This is a genomic window from Ruegeria sp. HKCCD8929 (genome assembly GCF_013031405.1).
Lineage (GTDB): Bacteria > Pseudomonadota > Alphaproteobacteria > Rhodobacterales > Rhodobacteraceae > Ruegeria.
Genome location: NZ_WPZY01000003.1, coordinates 411,151 through 431,589, shown reverse-complemented (window position 1 = coordinate 431,589; position 20,439 = coordinate 411,151). Strand labels below are relative to the sequence as shown.

Sequence of the window (20,439 nt, the reverse complement as noted above, 5' to 3'; positions counted from 1 at the left end):
AACTTGCCGAACAGCACAACCATCTACTGGCTTCAGCCGGTCGGTAAAAGCGACCGCGTTCAGGCCATCCGATTCCAGAGCTCTTCACACATCCGACCCACGCGCGCTTCGATGGCTGCTGCTGCATCCACCGCGATATCCTCACGCCAGCGCCGGGCAACGATCTGAACACTGATCGGCTGCGGTCCCTTGGGCAGATTTGCCAGCCGCGCCGGAACACAAGCCGACGGAAGTCCGATGAAGTTCATCGCATAGGAGTAGACGGCACAGCCCAGCACCTCATGCACCCCGGGTGCCCCTTCCGTGTCGCGGTCGGGCTTGAAAAAGGGCTGCGGCAGGAAGGGTGTCAGCACCAGCGGGTAGTCCTCCAGAAACAGGGACCATCGCCGCGCATAGTGGCTGCGCTTGGCCATCATCTGCACTAGCTCGGTGTCCAGAAAGGGCGGGAACTCCTGAAAATAGACCTCGAAGATATCGCGGACGGTTTGGGAGCCGTAGGCGTCGATATCGCCCTTCATCAGCGTCCACACCTCGCCCATCAGGGCGCGATAGCCGGTGCGACCGCAGTCGAACACATCGGGCGGTTCGACCTCTTCGAAGTGATAACCGGCATCCTCCAGCGCTGCGCGGGCGGCGTCGAGCGCGGCCTCGACCTCGGGGTGCAGGTCGTAACCGAAGGTGTTCTTGGTGAAGGCGACCTTGATCGGGCCATCCACCGGCTCACCGCGCCAGGGCAGGGGGACATGGAAGGGGTCGCGCGGATCGGAGGCGATCATGGTGGGCATCGACAGATGCAGGTCCTCTGCGCTGCGGGTGATCAGCCCCTGCACCGACATGGATTGCGCCAGCATGCCACGCTCGACGGTCTGGCTGGGGTTCCAGGCGGGCACGCGGCCCAGCCCGGGCTTGACGGTCACCGCTCCGTTGGCGGCTGCGGGAAAGCGCAGACTGCCGCCGATGTCGTTGCCATGCGCCAGCGCCCCGATCCCGGCCATCACCGCAGCCCCAGCACCGCCCGAGGAACCGCCGGGCGAGATATGTTTGCCCCAAGGGTTGTGGGTGCGGCCATGCAGCGGATTGTCGGTGTCGGCCCGGAACGAAAACTCCGGCGTGTTGGTGCGTCCGATCACGACCGCGCCCGCCTTTTGCAGATTGGCGACGATGGGGGCGTCATCGGGGGCGATCAGATCCTTCAGCGCGGTAACGCCATTGGTCGTTGCGTGTCCCTTCTGGTCGACATTCACCTTGATGGTAACCGGCACCCCATGCAGCGGCCCGATTGGTGCACCGTCTCTGCGTGTCTTGTCCAGCGCCCACGCTTGTTCCAGTGCCACAGCGCTGCAATCGCCCACCACCGCGTTGAGTGCAGGGTTGACCGTCTGCATCCGCTGGATCGCCGCTGAAACGCTGTCTTCGGCGGAAATCTCGCCTGCCTTGATGCGTGCGGCAAGGTCGGTGGCGCTGAGGCGCCAGATCTCTGTGTCGGTCATGAAATATCTCCCGCCGGGCAGCCTAAGCCGGGCGGGAGAGAAGGCAAGAGCCTTTGCGCGGACCTGCTGACTAGCGCCGCGTCTGCGATCAGGCCTGTGCGTAACCGATGGTCTGCAGGGCCGACTTGATCTCGTCCAGAATGACCGGATCGTCGATGGTGGCGGGCATCTTGTAGTCCCTACCATCCGCGATCGAGACCATGGTGCCGCGCAGGATCTTGCCCGAGCGGGTTTTCGGCAGGCGGTCCACGACGACGGCCAGCTTGAAGGCCGCGACGGGGCCGATCTTTTCCCGCACTAGCTTGACCACTTCGCCCACGATGTCCGAGTGATCGCGCTCTGCTCCTGCATTCAGGCAAAGGAACCCGACCGGCATCTGCCCCTTGAGCTGATCCGACACCCCGATCACCGCGCATTCGGCCACATCGGGATGGGCGGCCAGAACCTCTTCCATCCCGCCGGTCGACAGGCGATGCCCGGCCACGTTGATGACGTCATCGGTGCGCGCCATGATGTAGAGGTATCCGTCCTCGTCGATCATCCCGGCATCGCCGGTCTCATAGTAGCCGGGAAACTGGTGCAGGTAGGATTTGCGAAACCGGTCCTCGGCATTCCACAGCGTCGGCAGGGTGCCCGGCGGCAGCGGCAGTTTCACTGCGATGGCGCCCAACTCGCCCGGTTTCATCGGGTGTCCGCCCTCATCCAGGATATGCACGTCATAACCCGGCATCGGTTTGGCAGGCGAGCCCAGCTTGACCGGCAGTTCCTCGATCCCCAACGGGTTGCCCGCGATGGCCCAGCCGGTCTCGGTCTGCCACCAATGGTCGATCACCGGCACCTTCAGCGCCTCCTGCGCCCATTCGATGGTGTCCGGGTCTGCGCGCTCTCCAGCCAAATAAAGGGCGCTGAGGCAGGACAAGTCGTATTTCGCTAGCATCTCGCCCTTGGGATCCTCGCGTTTGACGGCGCGGATGGCAGTGGGGGCGGTGAAAAAGCTTTTGACCTTGTGCTCGGAGATCACCCGCCAGAACGTGCCCGCGTCGGGGGTGCCCACCGGCTTGCCCTCGAACACGATAGTGGTGTTGCCGTGGATCAGGGGGGCGTAGCAGATGTAGGAATGCCCCACGACCCAGCCCACATCCGAGGCGGCCCAGAACACATCGCCCGGGTCGACATTGTAGATGTTCTTCATCGTCCAGTTCAGTGCCACCAGATGGCCCGCAGTTGGGCGCACCACGCCCTTGGGTGCGCCGGTGGTGCCGGAGGTGTAGAGGATATAGGCCGGATCGTTGCCCGCGACCGGCACGCATTCCGCCGGTTCGACGCCGTATTGGAAGCCGTGCCAGTTGTAGTCGCGACCCTCGATTAGCTGGGCCACCTCCTGTTCGCGCTGGAAGACGACGCAGAAATCGGGCTTGTGCGTGGCCATCTCGATGGCGCCGTCGAGGAGGGGTTTGTAATGCACCACACGTCCTGGTTCGATCCCGCAGGAAGCGGCGATAATCGCCTTGGGCCGGGCATCGTCGATCCGAACCGCCAGTTCATTCGACGCAAAGCCGCCGAACACGACCGAATGCACCGCACCCAGGCGGGCGCAGGCCAGCATCGCCTCAAGCGCCTCGGGGATCATCGGCATGTAGATGATGACCCGGTCGCCTTTTTCGACCCCCTTGGCCCTCAGCGCCCCGGCCAGGGTGGCCACACGGTTGCGCAGCTCCATGTACGAGATCTCGCGCTTGGTGTGGGTGATGGGGCTGTCATAGATGATCGCGGCCTGTTCGCCCCGGCCATTCTCGACATGACGGTCCACGGCATTCCAGCACGTGTTCACCTTGGCATCCGAGAACCATTCATAGAGCGGGGCGTTGTCGTCATAAAGCGCCCGGGTCGGGGCCTCGACCCAGTCGATCCCCTTTGCGGCTTCCATCCAGAAGGCCTCGGGGTCGTTCTTCCAGCTCTCGTAAACATCCCTGTATGCCATGGCGTCCTCCTCACGTTCGGCTTGCAGAATGTGTTAGGCATCCGAATGCCACCGGGCAAGCAGCCGCTGCGACGTCGCGTCAGATTATCGCAACGAATTTGCAAGATAGGCGGATTTTCACCTGCAAATTTTTGCAAACCATATATTTTCGCAAGCATTACAGTAAATGTATATAGACTTTGCAAACTTGCTAATTTTTGAACTGCAAATGCAAGTGAATCGGCTGATTGCCGCTGCGTCAGCCGCAAGAGCGAAAATCGTACTTGTGACGCTGCGTTCACTTTGGCGTGATCTCTACAAAGTGACGCCCGATCCCCATCTCCGATTCAGCAGGCGGGCAGGATATTTCTGCCGCCGATGCGCCCCACCCGGACGGTGTATTTAAAAGGGATTACCAAGATGAAGAAACTGATGTTTGTCGCCCTGCTCGGCCTTGCAGCCTGTGGCCAGTATCCGATGCAGAAACCGCTGGCGGTGGACGGCACGCGCAACGCAAATTTCGGCTTTGACGAGGTCGAGTGCCGGGCCCTGGCCGCAAATTACCATCCGGGCAAGCAGGGCGCGGATATTGCCTATGGCGCGGTCAGCGGTGCGGTCACCGGCTGGACCATCGGTGAGAGCGAGGATGTTGTCGCGGGGGCGTTGAGCGGCGCCATTATCGGGGCCGCAAAGGGGCAGTATAATGACGAGCTGATCCGGCGTCAGGTGATGGTCAACTGCATGCAGGGGCGGGGGCACCGAGTAATCGGCTGACCTGTCCGCAAGCGCCGCACGCGTTGGATCTGCCGGGGCCTACCCGGCAGATTTGGCGTAGCGCGGCAGCGTGTCCTGAATGTTGAGCCAGCTCAGATGGTCGGCATGGAAGACATGGAAGCGGGACGGCAGCTCGTTCGGGTCCTCCAGGGTAGCGGTATAGAGGTGGATGTTCACCTTATCCGTGGCTTTGCGGTACGCCATCTGCGTACCGCAGGTGCCGCAGAACAGGCGTTCGACCCCTTCGGATGAGTTGTAGATGCGTGGCGCGTCGCCGGACCAGGTGACTGACCCGTGCGGCAGTCCGAAAAATGCGGTGACGGGTGCCGCGCAGTTCCGGCGGCAGTCGGTGCAGTGGCAATAACAGCTCCACGCCACCTCACCATCGCTTTCCCAGTGCACCGCGCCGCAATGGCAATGCCCTTTCATGGTGACCTCCCGTGATGGGCGGCCGGAAATGCGACCGCCGGCATCAACCGTAATGCGCAACCGGCGTTCCGGCAATGGCTGCCATGTTCAACAGACCCCGCGCGGTGATCGAGGGTGTCACGATATGCGCCTTGTTGCCCATGCCCATCAGGATCGGGCCAACCTCGATCCCGTCCGCCTTCATCTTCAGGATGTTGCGCACGCCGCTTGCCGCGTCGGCATGGGCAAAGATCAGCACATTGGCCGCACCCTCCAGCCGGGAGTTCGGGAAAATCCGCTGCCGCAATTCCGGATCGAGCGCGGTGTCCAAGTTCATCTCACCCTCGTAGGAGAAATCGCGCGGCTCGCTGTCGAGAAGCGCGAGCGCGTCCCGCAACCGCTTGCCCGAGCCCTCGTACTGATTGCCAAACTGCGATTGCGAGCAAAAGGCGATCTTGGGCTCGACGCCGAACCGACGCGCGTGACGAGCAGCGCCGATGGTGATTTCGGCCAGTTCTTCGGGCGTGGGCAGTTGCCGAACATGAGTGTCAGCGATGAACAGTGGGCCGTCCTCAAGGATCATCAGCGACATGGCGCCATGCGGGCGCAGATCGCCATTGCCCAGCACCTGTTCGACGTAGTTGAGATGCCAGCGGAACTCGCCGAATGTGCCGCAGATCATGCTGTCGGCCTCGCCGCGATGCACCATGATGGCGCCGATAGCGGTGGTGTTGGTGCGCATGATCGCCTTGGCCAGATCCGGGGTGACGCCCCGGCGCTGCATGAGCTGGTGATACGAGGTCCAATAATCGTAGTAGCGCGGGTCGTTTTCCGGGTTCACGATCTGGAAATCCTGCCCGGGGCGCACCGACAGGCCCATCCGTTCGCAACGTGCCTCGATCACCTCGGGGCGGCCGATCAGGATCGGGGTTTCGGTGGTCTCTTCCAGCACGGCCTGGGCGGCGCGCAGCACCCGCTCATCCTCGCCCTCGGCATAGACGATCCGGCGCGAGGCGGCGGTGGCGGCCTCGAATACGGGGCGCATCAGCAAGGCCGACTTGAAGACGGTCTGGTTCAGCTTCTCTTTATAGGCTTCCATATCCTCGATGGGCCGTTTGGCCACGCCGCTTTCCATAGCGGCCCGGGCCACCGACGACGACACCACGCCCACCAGGCGCGGGTCGAAGGGTTTTGGGATCAGGTAATCCACACCGAATGTCAGCTGCTCGCCCTTGTAAGCCGCCGCCGCCTCGGCGCTGGTGGTGGCGCGGGCAAGTTCCGCGATGCCGTCGACACAGGCGATCTGCATCTCGTCATTGATCTCGGTCGCGCCGACGTCCAGCGCGCCCCGGAAGATGAACGGAAAGCAAAGCACGTTGTTGACCTGATTGGGAAAATCGCTCCGCCCGGTGGCGATGATCGCCTTTGGGGCCACCTCGCGCGCGACGTCGGGCAGGATCTCGGGCGTCGGATTGGCCAGCGCAAAGATGATGGGCCTGTCGGCCATTTTTGCGACCATCTCGGATTTCAGTACATTGGGGCCGGAAAGGCCCAGGAACAGGTCCGCCCCGTCGATGACCTCATCCAGCGTGCGCAGATCGCTGTTCTGTGCAAAGGCCGCCTTCTGCGGGTTCATGTCCTCGGTGCGGCCCTCATAGACCAGCCCGTGAATGTCACACAGCCAGATGTTCTCGCGCTTAACGCCCAGCTTGACCAGCATGTTGAGGCAGGCGATGCCCGCCGCCCCGCCGCCGGTCGAGACGATCTTGATATCCCCGAACGATTTACCCGCCACATGCAGCGCGTTCTTGGCGGCGGCGCCGACCACGATGGCGGTGCCGTGCTGGTCGTCGTGGAAAACCGGGATATTCATCCGCTCACGGCAGAGCTTTTCGACGATGAAACAGTCTGGCGCTTTAATGTCTTCCAGATTGATGGCGCCGAAGGTGGGGCCGAGGGCACAGACGATATCCGCCAGTTTCTCTGGGTCCTGCTCATCCACCTCGATATCGAAGCAATCGATGCCGGCGAACTTCTTGAACAGGACCGCCTTGCCCTCCATCACCGGTTTGCTGGCCAGCGCGCCGATATTGCCCAGCCCCAGCACGGCGGTGCCGTTCGACACCACCGCCACCAGATTGCCCCGCGCGGTATAGCGTTCGGCGCTGGAGGCGTCCTGCTTGATCTCGATGCAGGCCTCGGCCACGCCGGGAGAGTAGGCGCGCGACAGATCCCGCCCGTTCGCCATCGGCTTCGTCGCCTTGATCTCGAGTTTTCCGGGTTTGGGGAATTCGTGATAATCGAGGGCGGCCTGGCGCTGGCTGGGGGTGTCGGACATGAAGGCGCTCCTTGAGAAATTTAGTTTAGCATTAAACTACTTTTGACGCCGGGGAAACAGGGGTTTTCGCGAATCTCTGCCGCAGGCGGCTTCTTGCAAATCTGTCAGGCCCCGGTCACTGTCCCGGCCAGAGGAGACGAAGATGACGGACACCATAGCGGAAATGCGCCTGCCAACACGCGAGCTGCGTGATGATATCCCGTTTTTCACCAAGGTTCTGGGGATGCGGATGGACATGATCTATCCCGCCGACGACCCGCGCACGGCGGTGTTTTCCGGTCACGGGCTGCGGTTGCGGGTGGAAAAGGACGCGCCCGAGCCGCCGGGCACGATCCGCATCCTGACCGAGGATCCGGACGGGTTTGCGGCGGGTAAACGCTCAATGGTGGCGCCGAACGGCACCCGCATCGAGATCGAAGAGCGCAACCCGCCGATGGTCATGCCCGAAACGGTGCATTCCTTCGTCGTGCGCCGCCTCAAGGATCAGGCGTCATGGATCATCGGGCGGGCGGGGATGCATTACCGCGATCTGGTGCCCTCGCGTCTGGGCGGGTCGATCATTGCCAGCCATATCCGCATCCCGGACGGCGGCCCGGTGCCGGACATGGTGCATTTTCACAAGGTGGGCTTTCAACTCATCTTCTGCATCCATGGCTGGGTCGACGTGGTCTATGAGGATCAGGGGGAAAGGATGCGCCTGACCGCGGGGGATTGCTTCATCCAGCCACCCGAGATTCGCCACCGCGTGCTTGAGGCCAGCGACAATGTGCAGGTGATCGAGATCGGCGTTCCGGCGGAACACGTGACCGAGATCGACCACGAGATGACCCTGCCCACACCGCACTATCGCCCCGACCGCGAATGGCAGGGGCAGCGGTTCGTTTACAACCAGGCCGAAGGAGCCGAATGGATGCCCTTTCGCCTGCCGGGCTATGTCTGCCGTGACACCACGATTGACGAGAACACTAAGGGCGTCGCGGGCGTGCAAGTGGTGCGTCGGGGTGACGGCGATCCGGTCTGGGCGAGTCATGACACCGATATCCACTTCACCTTCGTCATGAACGGCGAGGTGACGCTCGAGGGCGAAGGGCGCGATCCCTACCGGTTGGAACAGGGCGATGCCTTTGTCATCCCACCGGGGATGAAGACGCGGCTTGCCGATCCGTCCGACGACGTGGAACTGCTCGAAGTGACGTTGCCCGGCGTGTTCAACACCACCTTGGCCTGAGGACGCGGCGCGCCTGTGGAGGCCGTGGATGCGAGGCTCTGCCTCGCGCTCCGGGATATTTTCAAACAGAAGAAGAGCAGAACGCCTATCCTGCTTCTTCTGTTCATAAATATCCCGGGGGAGTCGCGCGGAACGCGCGGCGGGGGCAGCGCCCCCTTTCCCATGGTCCAGACTTCACCTCGCGCCGGTCCTTCCTTTAGGGTATGCCATTCTGACCAGATGATCAAAAAATCGGGGAATCGCTCATGAGCCTGAAAGACGCCGCCCTCGCAGTTCGCGAAAACGCGCATGCGCCTTACTCCAAGTTCAAGGTGGGGGCCGCGATCCGTTCGGCCTCGGGCGCAGTCCATGCCGGGTGCAATGTCGAGAACGCGGCCTATCCCGAAGGCACCTGTGCCGAGGCGGGCGCCATTGCTGCGATGGTTGCCGCGGGCGAGACTGAGCTGACTGAGGTCTACGTGGTTGCGGGCAGTCCGCAGCCGGTGCCGCCCTGTGGCGGGTGCCGCCAGAAACTGGCCGAATTCGGCAAGGCGGACGTTGTCGTCACCATGGCCACCGTGGATGGCACCGAGATGCATACGACCATCGGCGATCTGCTGCCGGGGGCCTTTGGTGCTGCGCATATGGAGGAGCCCTGAGCGCATGGACGCCCGTTCGATCATTGCCCGGCTACGCCGCCGGGAAGTGCCTTCAAGCGAGGAACTGCGCTGGTTCGCCCAAGGCCTGGCCGATGGCGGCGTGAGCGACGCGCAGGCCGGGGCCTTTGCCATGGCGGTTTGCATGGGCGGGCTGGGCGCTGAGGCCCGCGCCGCGCTGACGCTGGCGATGCGAGACAGTGGCGATGTGCTGAGCTGGGATCTGGACGGCCCGGTGATCGACAAGCATTCGACTGGCGGGGTCGGCGATTGCGTGTCGCTGGTGCTGGCGCCTGCGTTGGCGGAATGCGGGGTTTATGTGCCGATGATTTCGGGGCGCGGGCTGGGCCATACCGGCGGCACGCTCGACAAGATGGAGGCCATTCCCGGCGTCACCACGCAGGTGGGGCAGGAGCGGCTGGCACAGATCGTGGGCGATGTGGGCGCGGCGATCGTCGGCGCCACGGCGACTATCGCGCCCGCCGACAAGCGCCTTTATGCGATCCGGGACGTGACCGCGACCGTGGAAAGCCTTGACCTGATCACCGCCTCGATCCTGTCGAAGAAGCTGGCCGCCAGCCCGGATGCGCTGGTGCTGGATGTCAAGGTTGGCAGCGGCGCGTTCATGAAAACACCGGATGAAGCGCGGGCACTTGCAAGCGCCCTGGCCGGGACCGCGAATGCCGCCGGATGTCGGACCTCGGCCGTGATTACTGACATGAACCAGCCGCTTGCGCCCTCGCTGGGCAACGCGCTGGAAGTGGCCGAGGTGATGCGGGCGTTGACCAGCGGACAAGACAGCCCGTTGGCCGGGCTGTCGGCGGAACTGGGTGGCGTGCTGCTGGTTGATGCCGGACTGGCAAGCGATGTCGAAGAGGGTTCCGTGCTTATAGCCGAGATCATCCGCGATGGCCGCGCCGCCGAACGGTTTGGCCGCATGATTGCCGCCGTGGGCGGGCCGGTGAAGTTCGTCGAGAACTGGGCACGGTTCCTGCCCGAAGCCACTGTGGTTCAGGAAGTGCAGGCGCGCAAAGCGGGCTATATCACTGCCATCGATGGCGAGGCGTTGGGCCTCGCCGTGGTGGCGCTGGGTGGCGGGCGTCAGGTGGAAGACGATGTGATCGACCCGAGTGTCGGCCTGTCAGGCATGGTTCGGCTGGGCGACAAGGTTGGCAAGGGAGAGCCGTTCGCCGTGATCCACGCTGCCCGCGAAGATGCGGCGCGGCAGGCCGAGGCTGCCGTGCGCGCGGCGATCACGCTGGGCGACAATCCTACGGACCTGCCGCCTCTGGTACATGAAAGGATTACCGCATGACCCGGGCCTTTCTGGTGGTGATGGACTCGGTGGGCATCGGCGGCGCGCCGGATGCGGACCGGTTTTTCAATGGCACGACCCCGGATACCGGTGCCAACACGCTGGCCCATATCGCGCAGGCCTGCGCTGCCGGGGAGGCAGAGGAGGGGCGGAGCGGTCCCCTGCAACTGCCCAATCTGGAGGCGCAGGGGCTCGCGGCGGCCGTTCGGCTGGCCTCGGGCGACGATGCACCGGGGTTTGATGCAGAGCCCACCGGTCTCTGGGGGTGCGCGCGCGAGCACAGTCCGGGCAAGGACACGCCCTCGGGACATTGGGAGTTGGCCGGGCTGCCGGTGCCGTGGGACTGGCACTATTTCCGGGACACGGTGCCTGCATTTCCCGACGATCTCAGCCGCGCGGTGGCCGAGGTTGCTGGCACGGACGGTATCCTCGGCGATTGTCACGCATCGGGCACGGTGATCATCGACCGCCACGGCGCCGAGCATATGCAGACCTGCAAGCCGATCTGCTACACCTCCGCCGACAGCGTGTTTCAGATCGCGGCGCATGAGGAGACGTTCGGCCTCGACCGCCTGCTGGATCTATGCCGCGCTATCGCTCCGCGCCTGCACGAGATGAAGGTGGGCCGCGTCATCGCGCGCCCCTTCGTGGGCAGCCCGGATCAGGGCTTTACCCGCACCACTAACCGCAAGGATTTCGCCATCACTCCGCCTGCGCCGGTGCTGACCAACTGGGCGCAGGACGCAGGACGCCGGGTGCACGCGGTCGGCAAGATTGGTGACATCTTCTCGATGCAGGGGATCGACACATTGCGCAAGGGTTCGGATGCCGAGCTGATGGGGCATCTGTCGGCGCTGGTCGATGAGGCCGAAGAGGGCAGCCTGACCTTCGCCAATTTCGTCGAGTTCGACAGCCTCTATGGCCACCGCCGCGATATCAGCGGCTATGCCCGTGCGCTGGAATGGTTCGATGTCGAGATCGGCAAGGTCCTGCAAAAACTACGCCCCGGCGACCTGATGCTGCTGACCGCCGATCACGGCAATGACCCGAGCTGGACTGGCACCGATCACACCCGAGAACAGGTGCCGGTTCTGATCGCCGGGCGCGGTGCGGGTGAAATCGGCGCCGTGAACTTTGCCGATGTTGCCGCCAGTATCGCCCAACATCTTGATGTTCCGGCGCATGGGCCGGGGAGGAGCTTTCTTTGACTGCTGCTGATACTCCGGTTGCCGACCTGCCAAAGGTTGAACTGCACCTGCATCACGAAGGCGCGGCCCCACCGGCCTTTATCCGCCAGTTGGCGCATGAGAAACGCATTGACCTGAGTGGAATCTTCAAACCCGACGGCTCCTACGATTTCCGCGATTTTGCGCATTTCCTCAGCGTCTATGAGGCCGCCAGCCAGGTGCTGACCGGGCCCGAGGAGTTCCGCCGCCTGACCTGGGCGATTCTCCAAGAAAGTGCCGCAAACGGCGTTGTTTATTCGGAATCCTTTCTCAGCCCGGATTTCTGCGGCGGCGGAGACGTGGCGGCCTGGCGCGACTATCTGGCCGCGATTCAGGATGCCGCTGACGAGGCCGAGGCCAAGCTGGGCATCACCCTGCGCGGCGTTGTCACCTGCGTGCGCCATTTCGGCCCGGAACAGGCTAAGGCCTCGGCCCGCTGCGCTGCCGAAACCGCCGGGGACTGGATCACCGGCTTCGGCATGGGCGGGAACGAAGGCATGCACCGTCAGGGCGATTTTGCCTGGGCCTTCGACTGCGCCCGCGAAGCCGGGCTGCAACTGACCACCCATGCGGGCGAGTTCGGCGGGCCCGAGAGCGTGCGTGATGCGGTGCGCGATCTGAAAGTCGAGCGGATCGGCCACGGTGTTCGCGCCATAGAGGACCCCGATCTGGTGTACGAACTGGCCGACCGGGGCATCACGCTTGAGGTCTGCCCGGGCTCGAACGTGGTTCTGGGCCTCTATCCCGATTTCGCCGCCCACCCGATCGCCCGTCTGCGCGAGGCGGGTGTCAAGGTCACGGTCTCGACCGACGATCCGCCGTTTTTTCATACAACCATGCGGCGGGAATACGAGATGCTGAACAGGGCCTTCGGATGGGGGCCCGAGGATTTCGCCGTGCTCAACGCCACAGCGCTTGAGGCGGCCTTTTGCGATGAAGATACCCGCGCGCGGGTCGAGAAAAGACTGGAGACAACATGAGCGAACACCTGACCATCGTCGATCACCCGCTGGTGCAGCACAAGCTGACGCTCATGCGGGACAAGGGCACCTCGACCGCCGGGTTCCGGCAGTTGCTGCGCGAGATCACCGAGTTGCTCGCCTATGAGATCACCCGCGAGATGCCGCTGACCACCCGCCATATCGAAACGCCGATGGAAGAGATGGACGCGCCAATTCTGGCCGGCAAGAAACTGGCGCTGGTGTCGATCCTGCGCGCCGGAAACGGGATGCTGGACGGAGTGTTGGAACTTGTACCATCTGCCCGGGTGGGGTTTGTCGGATTGTACCGCGATGAAGAGACGCTGAAACCCGTGCAGTACTACTTCAAGGCGCCCGAGGGGCTGAAGGACCGTCTGGTGATCGCGGTCGACCCGATGCTGGCCACCGGCAACAGCTCGGCTGCCGCCATCGATCTGCTCAAAGAGGCAGGCGCCACCGATATCCGTTTCCTCTGCCTGCTGGCCGCGCCTGAGGGTGTTGCGCGGATGAAAGAGGCACATCCGGATGTGCCCATAGTCACTGCCTCGCTGGATCGCGAGTTGAACTCCAAGGGCTACATCATGCCCGGGCTGGGCGATGCGGGTGATCGGATGTTCGGGACAAAGTAGAGCAAATTCATCGAACTGGCCGCTTTACTCATGTCCCGTCCTGGGGCAACGTTGAGGTTCCATTTTCGGGAGGGCGGCCATGAAAGTGATACGTTTGTTTGCAGCCGGGCTGATGGCGGCGCTGGTCGGTACGGGCGGGCTCATGGCCGATACTCCGCTTACGCCGGATGGAACGCCGCTGTCGCTCGACACCCGCGTCGTGCCGCGCCATGTCTATGAGCAGCGCAAGCGAGTGGGCCAGCCGGTTATCCCACGCGGTTACCGCAGCGTCTGGACCGATGGCCGCCTGAACCAGCACCGCGCCGAACACACGTTGCGCTCTGCGGTGGCGCCGCAGAGCTTTGTCGCCCCGCGCGGCTATCGGGCGGTACGGCGCCAGGATGATCGGCTCAACCCGCGCCGGGGTCTGCGTTCGGCCTATGGCGATGCTCAGACCGATCTTGTTTGGCAGAGCACCACGCCACGCAAACTGAACCCAGCGTCCTCGGGCGGCGGAATCGCAACCGTGCAGCGCGTGGGGCCTACCTATCTGGGCCAGAAGCGGCAGGAGACCAGCATCGACGTCTTCTCCGGCAACGTATCGGGGGTCACCGGGTATAACCGGTAGACAGCGACCCGGGATTAGCCGCCGCAGATATTTTGCAGCCGGACCCAGTCGCGGTCCGGCAGCACAGGTTCGAGCGTGCGGCCCGCCATCGGATCGGCTTCGATCAGCCCCAGAACGGTTTCTCCGGTGATGTCGCGGGCATAGGCGTAGGGCGTCGAGGGGATCGCCGCCTGCCCGAAGAGCCCCAGCAGCACCTCGTCCGAAACCTGCGGGCGAGGTTCGGTCAGCACCTGCTCGGTGTAGAGATCAAGGATATCCGGCGTCAGCTCTCCGGTCGTGAGCAACCGGAACGACGCCTGCGGCCCCGCCCTGCCCAGCAGGTCGGCCAGCGGGTCCATCGCCGCGGCCCGGGTCCGCTCGGCCAGAACGTATCCGGCTGCGACGGCGGGGTCCTCGTGATCCTCGATCAGCGCCCGGTTCAGCAACACGATGCCGCCGGGCAGGATCAGGCTGTCGGCCACACCAGCGGGCAGAACCACCAGGCGCCGCACGCCGGTACGCTGCGCCAGGCGGCCCAGCACCGCCTGCGCCTCGTCCGTGCTGCAGGCCCGCCCCGCGACCCGTTCGATCCGGTGCAGCACCATGCGACCGATGTCCTGACGTTTGATCGCGGGCACGACCGACACCGTGTGACGCTGCAGTGCGCCCGGCAGCCAAAAGACCAGTGCCGCGATCACCACGGCCAGAACCCCCGCCACGCTCAGCCAGCGCAGCCGCCCGGGATGCGGGCGGGCCCGTTCGATGGCGCGTTGCAGGCGGTCGATCGCCTCTATCATGGTCTGTTCGGTGTCAGGTAGCTCCAAAGTTTCGCCCGGGTCGCCATCGGGACTGTAGATCGCCGGGGTCTCGCCGGGGTTCTGCCGTTCCAGCGCTCCCAGCGACCAGTGGGTCAGCGCCCGGTCGTTGAAATCCGAGATCGTCAGGGTCGCCTCGCCGATCGAGATGACCACCTCGCGGCGCTGATCCTCGTGCGAGGCCCGCCACAGACCGGTGGCTTCGATCCGTTCGTATTCTTTCAGAGCCGTCATGGGGTTGGGTTGTGCTCGTCCTCTTTTAGCCAAGCTTAAAGCGTTTTGCGTTTGATTTGAATCGAAATACGCGGCCACTCCCTTCGGTCGAACGCGCATTTCGATAAAAACGCCTCAGGTAAAGCGCAAGGCGCTGTAGCGTGGCTCGCGCGCGGCAAGTGAGTTGCACGCCTGCGCGGTGGGCAAATGCGGGGTCGCAAACCGGCATGCGGTGTCGCGGATCGCTCAGAGCCGGGGCAGGGCGGCTGATAGGGGAAGGGGATGCAGGCCCCTAGTTCCTCATACCCGGTCTCCGCCTCGATTCTGATGGTGGCGGCGATGGCAATCCTGGGGGTGATCGACAATGTCGTCGTCCTTCTGGCCGAGACCATCGGGCTGTGGCAATTCCAACTCACCCGCACGTTGATGATGTTGCCGCTGATCGGGGGCATGTCCCTGATCGGGTTGGGAGGTCTGAGGCCGCAGCGGTTGGGCGCGGTCATTCTGCGCAGCGTGTTGGTGGCAACCGCCCTGATGTTCTATTTCAGCGCGCTGGCGGTGATGCCCATCGCCCAAGCCTTGGCGGGTCTCTTCACGTCACCGATGTTCGTGCTGCTGATCTCATCGCTTGGTATGGGTCAGAGGATCGGCATCTGGCGCATTCTGGCGGTTGTTGTGGGCTTTGCCGGCATTCTCTGCGTATTGCAGCCCGATCCGCAGGATTTTGACTTCAAGGTGCTGCTGCCGGTGGCGGGCGGGTTTTTCTACGCGCTGGGAGCCGTCACCACGCGGCACATGTGCGCCGGCGAAAGCACCGTGGTGCTGCTGGGCGCGCTGGTGATTGCGCTGGGACTGGCCGGGTCAGCAGGGCTGATCGGGCTGGCGGCGTTTCCGAGCGAGACAGTTAGCGGCCCCGCAGGCTTTGTCACCCGGGGCTGGGTCTGGCCGATGTCCGAGGCGATCCCTTGGGTGATGGTGCAAGCCGTCGGTTCGTCGCTGGCGGTGTTCATGCTGATCAAGGCCTATCAACTGGGTGAGCCATCCTATGTGTCTGTTTTCGAATACTCGGTGATGATCTTTGGCCCGCTTTTTGCCTGGGCGGCGCTGGGGCAGCCGGTGGGGATGATGCAGATCGCCGGTATCGCATTGATCGCGACGGCGGGCAGCGTGATTGCGCTTCGCTCCGGCTAGGGGTTCAGCTTGCCCCGAAACGCAGCTAGCGTGACGGCATGATCATCTCGACCGGCCGTTCCTATGTCTTTGTTCATATCCCCAAGACGGGCGGCACGTCTCTCGCGCTGGCACTTGAGGGGCGGGCGATGAAAGACGATATCCTGCTGGGCGACACGCCCAGGGCCAAGCGCCGCCGCAAGCGGGTGAAAGATGCCCCAAGTCGGGGACGCTTGTGGAAACATTCGACGCTGAGCGATATCGACGGGCTGATCGCGCCGGACGTGCTGCGCGGGCTTTTCGCCTTTACCCTCGTGCGCAACCCGTGGGACCGGGTCGTCAGCTACTACCATTGGCTGCGCGAGCAGCGGTTCGACCACATCGCGGTAACCCACGCCAAACGGCTCGAGTTCGAGCCCTTTGTGATGCATCCGGACATTCTGACCTCGTTGCGCGCCAGCCCGGCGCGGTCCTACATGCAAAGGGCGGACGGGGTCGAGCAATGCGCGGCCTATATCCGGATCGAACACTTTGCCGAAGATGCAGTGCCTCTGTTCGCGCATTTGGGGTTTTCGGTCGAGATGCCCCATCTGAACCGGTCCGAGCGGGAAACGGATTACCGGCGCTACTATTCGGATCGCGGGATGGAGGCGGTGGCGCAGGCCTGTGCCGAAGACATTAATAAATTCGGCTATCGTTTTGAATAATATGTAACTTTGTTTGTCGGGGTAAGAACATTCGGCGCGCCCTTAAGACGCGCCGACAATCAGTTCAGTCTCAGGCTGCCTTGGCCTCGGGGTTGAAGCGGCCATAAAAGCTCTGGCCCTTCTCCGCCATCTCGCGCAGCAGCGGCGGGCAGGCGAAGCGTTCCCCATATTTCTCGGCCAGTTGATCGCAGCGCTCGGCAGCGTACGGCGTGCCGATGATGTCGAGCCAGCTGAGCGGGCCACCCGACCAAGGCGCAAAGCCCCAAGCGAGAATAGCACCCACGTCGCCTTCGCGGATGTCTTCCAGCACGCCTTCTTCCAGCGCGCGCACCGCTTCCAGAACCTGCGCGAACATCAGGCGTTCCTGCACCTCGATCAGGTCGGGCTGATCCTCCGCATGCGGGTATTTCTCTTGTAGGCCTTTCCAGTATTCGACGCGCTTGCCCTTTTCGTCATAGTCGAAGAAGCCCGCGTTGGCCTTGCGGCCCAGACGGCCCTGTTCCTCCATCCAGAAGATCAGATCGTCCGCGGCACTTTCAGGATAGGCGTCGCCCATCGCAGCCTTGGTTGCCCGTGCGATCTTGGCGCCGAGATCAATCGAAGTCTCATCGGTCAGTTGGATCGGCCCGACGGGGAAGCCCAGCTGACGCGCCGCGTTGTCGATCAGCACCGGCGAGACGCCCTCGGTGATCATCCGAGCGCCTTCGTTGACGTAGGGAATGATGCAGCGGTTGCAGTAGAAGAAGCGCGCATCGTTGACCACAATCGGCGTCTTGCGGATCTGGCGCACATAGTCCAGCGCCTTGGCCACCGCGCGATCCCCGGTTTCCTTGCCCTTGATGATCTCGACCAAGAACATCTTCTCGACTGGCGAGAAGAAGTGGATGCCGATGAACTGCTCGGGCCGTTGCGAGGCCTTGGCCAGACCAGTGATCGGCAGGGTCGAGGTGTTGGAGGCAAAGATGCAGTCCTCGGGGATGATCGCCTCGACCTTTTGGGTCATCTCGGCCTTGACGCCCGGGTCTTCGAACACCGCCTCGATGATCAGGTCGCAGCCCTTGAGCTGTTCCAGATCCGGCGTTGCGGTGATCTGGCCCAGCATCGCCTCTTTCTTCTCTGCCGTGGTCTTGCCGCGCTTGATGCCCTTGTCGAGATAGGCCTCGGTATAGGCCTTGCCCTTGTCGGCGGCGGCCTGATCGCGGTCGATCAGGATGACTTCCATTCCAGCCTGCGCGCTGACCAAGGCGATGCCCGCGCCCATCATGCCCGCGCCCAGAACGCCGATCTTCTTCACCGACTGGTCCGGGATACCCTGCGGGCGGACCGCGCCTTTTTCCAGCGCCTCCTTGTTCAGGAACAGCGACCGGATCATTGCGCCCGAAGACGGGTTCATCAGAACAGAGGTGAACCAGCGTGCTTCGATCTTAAGCGCGGTGTCGAAATCGACCAGCGCGCCCTCATAGACCGCGCTCAGCAGCGCCTTGGCTGCCGGGAACGCGCCCTGCGTCTTGCCGTTCACCATGGCCGAGGCACCGACGAAATTCATGAAGCCTGCGGGGTGATAGGGCGCACCGCCGGGCATCTTGTAGCCCTTGGCGTCCCACGGCTTGACCAGATCGGTGTCCTTGGCGTTCAGTACCCATTCTTTCGCCGCAGCCACCGGATCGGCGGCAATCTCGTCGATGTAACCGGCACCCTTGGCCTTTTTCACGTCCAGCATCTTGCCTTCCAGCAGCAGCGGAGCCGCGGCAATCGCGCCGACCTTGCGCACCATCCGCGTGGTGCCACCAGCGCCGGGGAAGATGCCAACCATGATCTCGGGCAGGCCGAACTTGGCCTTGGGGTTCTCGGCGGCAAAGATGCGGTGTGTTGAGAGAGGCAGTTCCATGCCAATGCCTGCGGCGGTGCCGGGCAGGGCGGCCGCGATCGGTTTGCCGCCCTTCTTGGTTTTGGGATCCATGCCCGCCAGCTCGATCTTGCGCAGCAGGGCATGCATCTGCATCGTGCCTTCGAACAGACCCTTGGCAGGGTCGTCGCCCGCCTGTTCCTTCATCACGGCCAGCAGGTTCAGGTCCATGCCGCCGGCGAACGAGCCGTCCTTGCCCGAAGTGATGACCACCCCCTTGATCTCATCGTCGGCCAGCGCCTGATCGATGCAATCGTTGAGTTGCTGAAGCCCCTCAAAGGACATCACGTTCATTGTTTTCCCGGGCACATCCCAGGTGATGATGCCAACGCTATCGGCGTCTTTGGTCAGAGTAAACTCGGTCATCCGTCGTCTCCAATCTGTTCAGCCGTCAAGGGGCTGCCGTCTTTGCGGGTGAAGGAAAAGCCATCGGCATCGAACTTCACCATCATGTCTAAGTCGCTGTAATAGCCGGTCTCGGTCGGGGTCCGTGTGCCCGCCACCAGAAAGGTCGCGGGCGCATCGGTCTTGTTCACAAGGTGGTGGCCATTAGCCTCACCTGCCGGAAAAGCGGCGCAATCGCCGGGCAGCATCTCGTGTTCACCATCATCATCGATCAGCACGCATTTGCCGCTGAGCATGATGGCAAACTCGTCCTGCTCCATATGGTAGTGGCGCAGCGAGGATAGGCCTTCGGGCTCCAGCCGCACGATGTTGACCCCGTATTGGGTCAGCCCGCCCGCATCCCCGATACGCTGAACAAAGCGGCCATCGCCTGCCTTGGCCAGCCTGCCGGGATAACCCGAGCCGCCCTGAAACGGGATCTGAGAGAGATCCAGCTTGGGCATCAGACCCGCTCGATAATCGTTGCCGCACCCATTCCGGACGCAATGCAGAGCGTGGCGAGGCCAGTTTCCTTGTCCTGGCGCTCCAGTTCATCCAGCAGCGTGCCGATGATCATCGCGCCGGTCGCGCCCAGCGGGTGACCCATCGCGATCGAGCCGCCGTTGACGTTGACCAGTTCCGGGTCGACGTCGAATGCCTGCTGGAACCGCAGCACGACCGAGGCGAAGGCTTCGTTCACCTCGAACAGGTCCAGATCGCTGATCTTCATGCCATTGTCGGCCAGGATCTTCTCGGTCACCGGAACCGGGCCGGTCAGCATGATCGTCGGATCAGTGCCAATTTTAGCGGTTGCCTTGATGCGGGCGCGTGGTTTCAGGCCGTATTTCTCACCGAATTCCTTGTTGCCGATCAGAACAGCGGCGGCGCCATCCACGATGCCCGAGCTGTTGCCCGCGTGGTGGATATGGTTGACCCGCTCCAGATGCGGGTATTTGAGCATCGCCACCTTGTCGAAGCCCGGCATCTGTTCACCCATCATCTGGAAGGACGGGTTCAGCGCGCCAAGGCTTTGCATGTCGGTGCCGGGGCGCATGTATTCGTCGCGGTCCAGAATGGTCAGGCCGTTCTGGTCCTTGACGGTGATGACCGATTTTTCGAACCGGTTGTCTGCCCATGCTTCCGCGGCGCGTTTTTGCGATTCAACCGCCAGAGCGTCTGCGTCATCACGGGAGAATCCGTATTCGGTCGCAATAATGTCGGCCGAGATGCCCTGCGGCACGAAATAAGTGTCCATCGCCAGCGAGGGGTCAACGGCAATAGCCGCACCGTCGCTGCCCATGGCCACGCGGCCCATCATTTCGACGCCACCAGCGATGTAGGCCTCGCCCGCTCCGCCTTTGACCTGATTTGCGGCCAGGTTCACGGCTTCCATGCCCGACGCACAGAAACGGTTGATCGCCAGACCGGGGATCGATTCATCCAGATCCGAGGCTAGAACGGCCGAGCGAGCCAGACAGCCGCCTTGCTCCATCACTTGCGTGACGTTCCCCCAGATCACGTCTTCCACGGCGTGGCCTTCGAGGTTGTTCCGCTCTTTCATCGCGTTCAGGGTCAATGCAGACAGACGCACCGAGGTTACCTCGTGCAGGCTGCCATCCTTGCGGCCCTTGCCGCGCGGAGTGCGCAGGGCGTCATAGATATATGCTTCGGTCAT

Annotated in this window: 18 protein-coding genes; 10 read left to right on the top strand and 8 right to left on the bottom strand. The window is 63.3% G+C overall.

Going from position 1 to position 20,439, the window contains the following annotated elements:
• Positions 1-59 precede the first annotated feature (59 nt).
• Positions 60-1,490 (bottom strand): amidase family protein, encoded by a 1,431-nt coding sequence (locus GOX53_RS07065; RefSeq protein ID WP_171174769.1) that lies wholly within the window; start codon positions 1,488-1,490, stop codon positions 60-62.
• Positions 1,491-1,578: 88 nt separating this feature from the next.
• Positions 1,579-3,471 carry a propionate-CoA ligase PrpE gene (gene prpE, locus GOX53_RS07060; RefSeq protein WP_171174767.1) on the bottom strand — a complete coding sequence of 631 codons (1,893 nt, stop codon included), beginning with the start codon at positions 3,469-3,471 and terminating at the stop codon, positions 1,579-1,581.
• Positions 3,472-3,870: 399 nt separating this feature from the next.
• On the opposite strand from prpE, the gene GOX53_RS07055 reads away from it, so the two are divergent.
• Positions 3,871-4,224 (top strand): glycine zipper domain-containing protein, encoded by a 354-nt coding sequence (locus tag GOX53_RS07055; RefSeq protein WP_171174765.1) that lies wholly within the window; start codon positions 3,871-3,873, stop codon positions 4,222-4,224.
• Positions 4,225-4,263: 39 nt separating this feature from the next.
• On the opposite strand, the gene GOX53_RS07050 is transcribed toward GOX53_RS07055, so the two are convergent.
• Both GOX53_RS07050 and GOX53_RS07045 read right to left on the bottom strand, forming a co-directional pair.
• Positions 4,264-4,653: a GFA family protein gene (locus GOX53_RS07050; RefSeq protein ID WP_171174763.1), complete on the bottom strand. Its 390-nt coding sequence runs from the start codon at positions 4,651-4,653 to the stop codon at positions 4,264-4,266.
• A 43-nt stretch (positions 4,654-4,696) separates the two neighbouring features.
• A complete protein-coding gene (locus tag GOX53_RS07045) occupies positions 4,697-6,970 on the bottom strand; it encodes an NADP-dependent malic enzyme (protein WP_171174761.1) in 2,274 nt (757 codons plus the stop codon).
• A 142-nt stretch (positions 6,971-7,112) separates the two neighbouring features.
• Here GOX53_RS07045 and GOX53_RS07040 point away from each other — a divergent pair, with 142 nt between their 5' ends.
• The 7 genes from GOX53_RS07040 (at position 7,113) to GOX53_RS07010 (ending at position 13,590) form a co-directional block, all read left to right on the top strand.
• Positions 7,113-8,198 carry a cupin domain-containing protein gene (locus GOX53_RS07040; RefSeq protein ID WP_171174759.1) on the top strand — a complete coding sequence of 362 codons (1,086 nt, stop codon included), beginning with the start codon at positions 7,113-7,115 and terminating at the stop codon, positions 8,196-8,198.
• A gap of 245 nt (positions 8,199-8,443) precedes the next feature.
• Entirely contained in the window at positions 8,444-8,836 is a 393-nt protein-coding gene (locus tag GOX53_RS07035) for a cytidine deaminase (protein WP_171174757.1), read from the top strand.
• 4 nt (positions 8,837-8,840) lie between these two features.
• Entirely contained in the window at positions 8,841-10,148 is a 1,308-nt protein-coding gene (locus GOX53_RS07030) for a thymidine phosphorylase (RefSeq protein ID WP_171174755.1), read from the top strand.
• Positions 10,145-11,356, top strand: coding sequence for a phosphopentomutase (locus tag GOX53_RS07025; protein WP_171174753.1), 1,212 nt, complete (start codon positions 10,145-10,147; stop codon positions 11,354-11,356). Before GOX53_RS07030 ends, GOX53_RS07025 begins: the two co-directional genes overlap by 4 nt.
• The gene (locus GOX53_RS07020) at positions 11,353-12,354 is read left to right on the top strand and encodes an adenosine deaminase (RefSeq protein WP_171174751.1); all 1,002 of its coding nucleotides are present in this window, start codon (positions 11,353-11,355) and stop codon (positions 12,352-12,354) included. Before GOX53_RS07025 ends, GOX53_RS07020 begins: the two co-directional genes overlap by 4 nt.
• Positions 12,351-12,983 carry a uracil phosphoribosyltransferase gene (upp, locus tag GOX53_RS07015; RefSeq protein ID WP_171174749.1) on the top strand — a complete coding sequence of 211 codons (633 nt, stop codon included), beginning with the start codon at positions 12,351-12,353 and terminating at the stop codon, positions 12,981-12,983. Before GOX53_RS07020 ends, upp begins: the two co-directional genes overlap by 4 nt.
• 79 nt (positions 12,984-13,062) lie before the next feature.
• Positions 13,063-13,590, top strand: a complete 528-nt coding sequence (locus tag GOX53_RS07010; RefSeq protein WP_171174747.1) for a hypothetical protein — start codon at positions 13,063-13,065, stop codon at positions 13,588-13,590.
• A 14-nt stretch (positions 13,591-13,604) separates the two neighbouring features.
• Here GOX53_RS07010 and GOX53_RS07005 read toward each other — a convergent pair whose 3' ends face one another.
• Positions 13,605-14,618 (bottom strand): hypothetical protein, encoded by a 1,014-nt coding sequence (locus GOX53_RS07005; RefSeq protein WP_171174745.1) that lies wholly within the window; start codon positions 14,616-14,618, stop codon positions 13,605-13,607.
• A gap of 261 nt (positions 14,619-14,879) precedes the next feature.
• Between GOX53_RS07005 and GOX53_RS07000 the strand changes: the two genes are divergently transcribed.
• Positions 14,880-15,788 carry a DMT family transporter gene (locus GOX53_RS07000; protein ID WP_171174743.1) on the top strand — a complete coding sequence of 303 codons (909 nt, stop codon included), beginning with the start codon at positions 14,880-14,882 and terminating at the stop codon, positions 15,786-15,788.
• Between the two features lie 38 nt (positions 15,789-15,826).
• On the top strand, positions 15,827-16,474 hold the full coding sequence (locus GOX53_RS06995; RefSeq protein ID WP_171174741.1) for a sulfotransferase family 2 domain-containing protein: 648 nt from the start codon (positions 15,827-15,829) through the stop codon (positions 16,472-16,474).
• Positions 16,475-16,544: 70 nt separating this feature from the next.
• On the opposite strand, the gene GOX53_RS06990 is transcribed toward GOX53_RS06995, so the two are convergent.
• Genes GOX53_RS06990 through GOX53_RS06980 form a run of 3 tightly spaced genes read right to left on the bottom strand, consistent with a single transcriptional unit; the run spans position 16,545 to position 20,439 of the window.
• Positions 16,545-18,746 carry a 3-hydroxyacyl-CoA dehydrogenase NAD-binding domain-containing protein gene (locus GOX53_RS06990; protein ID WP_171174739.1) on the bottom strand — a complete coding sequence of 734 codons (2,202 nt, stop codon included), beginning with the start codon at positions 18,744-18,746 and terminating at the stop codon, positions 16,545-16,547.
• Positions 18,743-19,228 carry a cupin domain-containing protein gene (locus tag GOX53_RS06985; RefSeq protein WP_171174737.1) on the bottom strand — a complete coding sequence of 162 codons (486 nt, stop codon included), beginning with the start codon at positions 19,226-19,228 and terminating at the stop codon, positions 18,743-18,745. The genes GOX53_RS06990 and GOX53_RS06985 overlap by 4 nt, the downstream gene beginning before the upstream one ends.
• Complete coding sequence (locus GOX53_RS06980; RefSeq protein WP_171174735.1) at positions 19,228-20,439, bottom strand: acetyl-CoA C-acetyltransferase; 1,212 nt, start codon at positions 20,437-20,439, stop codon at positions 19,228-19,230. The genes GOX53_RS06985 and GOX53_RS06980 overlap by 1 nt, the downstream gene beginning before the upstream one ends.

Bases quoted from the DNA above. Each gene is read 5' to 3' on its own strand.
- GOX53_RS07065 (WP_171174769.1), bottom strand. From the start codon at position 1,490: ATGACCGACACAGAGATCTGGCGCCTCAGCGCCACCGACCTTGCCGCA.
- prpE (WP_171174767.1), bottom strand. From the start codon at position 3,471: ATGGCATACAGGGATGTTTACGAGAGCTGGAAGAACGACCCCGAGGCC.
- GOX53_RS07055 (WP_171174765.1), top strand. From the start codon at position 3,871: ATGAAGAAACTGATGTTTGTCGCCCTGCTCGGCCTTGCAGCCTGTGGC.
- GOX53_RS07050 (WP_171174763.1), bottom strand. From the start codon at position 4,653: ATGAAAGGGCATTGCCATTGCGGCGCGGTGCACTGGGAAAGCGATGGT.
- GOX53_RS07045 (WP_171174761.1), bottom strand. From the start codon at position 6,970: ATGTCCGACACCCCCAGCCAGCGCCAGGCCGCCCTCGATTATCACGAA.
- GOX53_RS07040 (WP_171174759.1), top strand. From the start codon at position 7,113: ATGACGGACACCATAGCGGAAATGCGCCTGCCAACACGCGAGCTGCGT.
- GOX53_RS07035 (WP_171174757.1), top strand. From the start codon at position 8,444: ATGAGCCTGAAAGACGCCGCCCTCGCAGTTCGCGAAAACGCGCATGCG.
- GOX53_RS07030 (WP_171174755.1), top strand. From the start codon at position 8,841: ATGGACGCCCGTTCGATCATTGCCCGGCTACGCCGCCGGGAAGTGCCT.
- GOX53_RS07025 (WP_171174753.1), top strand. From the start codon at position 10,145: ATGACCCGGGCCTTTCTGGTGGTGATGGACTCGGTGGGCATCGGCGGC.
- upp (WP_171174749.1), top strand. From the start codon at position 12,351: ATGAGCGAACACCTGACCATCGTCGATCACCCGCTGGTGCAGCACAAG.
- GOX53_RS07010 (WP_171174747.1), top strand. From the start codon at position 13,063: ATGAAAGTGATACGTTTGTTTGCAGCCGGGCTGATGGCGGCGCTGGTC.
- GOX53_RS07005 (WP_171174745.1), bottom strand. From the start codon at position 14,618: ATGACGGCTCTGAAAGAATACGAACGGATCGAAGCCACCGGTCTGTGG.
- GOX53_RS07000 (WP_171174743.1), top strand. From the start codon at position 14,880: ATGCAGGCCCCTAGTTCCTCATACCCGGTCTCCGCCTCGATTCTGATG.
- GOX53_RS06995 (WP_171174741.1), top strand. From the start codon at position 15,827: ATGATCATCTCGACCGGCCGTTCCTATGTCTTTGTTCATATCCCCAAG.
- GOX53_RS06990 (WP_171174739.1), bottom strand. From the start codon at position 18,746: ATGACCGAGTTTACTCTGACCAAAGACGCCGATAGCGTTGGCATCATC.
- GOX53_RS06985 (WP_171174737.1), bottom strand. From the start codon at position 19,228: ATGCCCAAGCTGGATCTCTCTCAGATCCCGTTTCAGGGCGGCTCGGGT.
- GOX53_RS06980 (WP_171174735.1), bottom strand. From the start codon at position 20,439: ATGACCGAAGCATATATCTATGACGCCCTGCGCACTCCGCGCGGCAAG.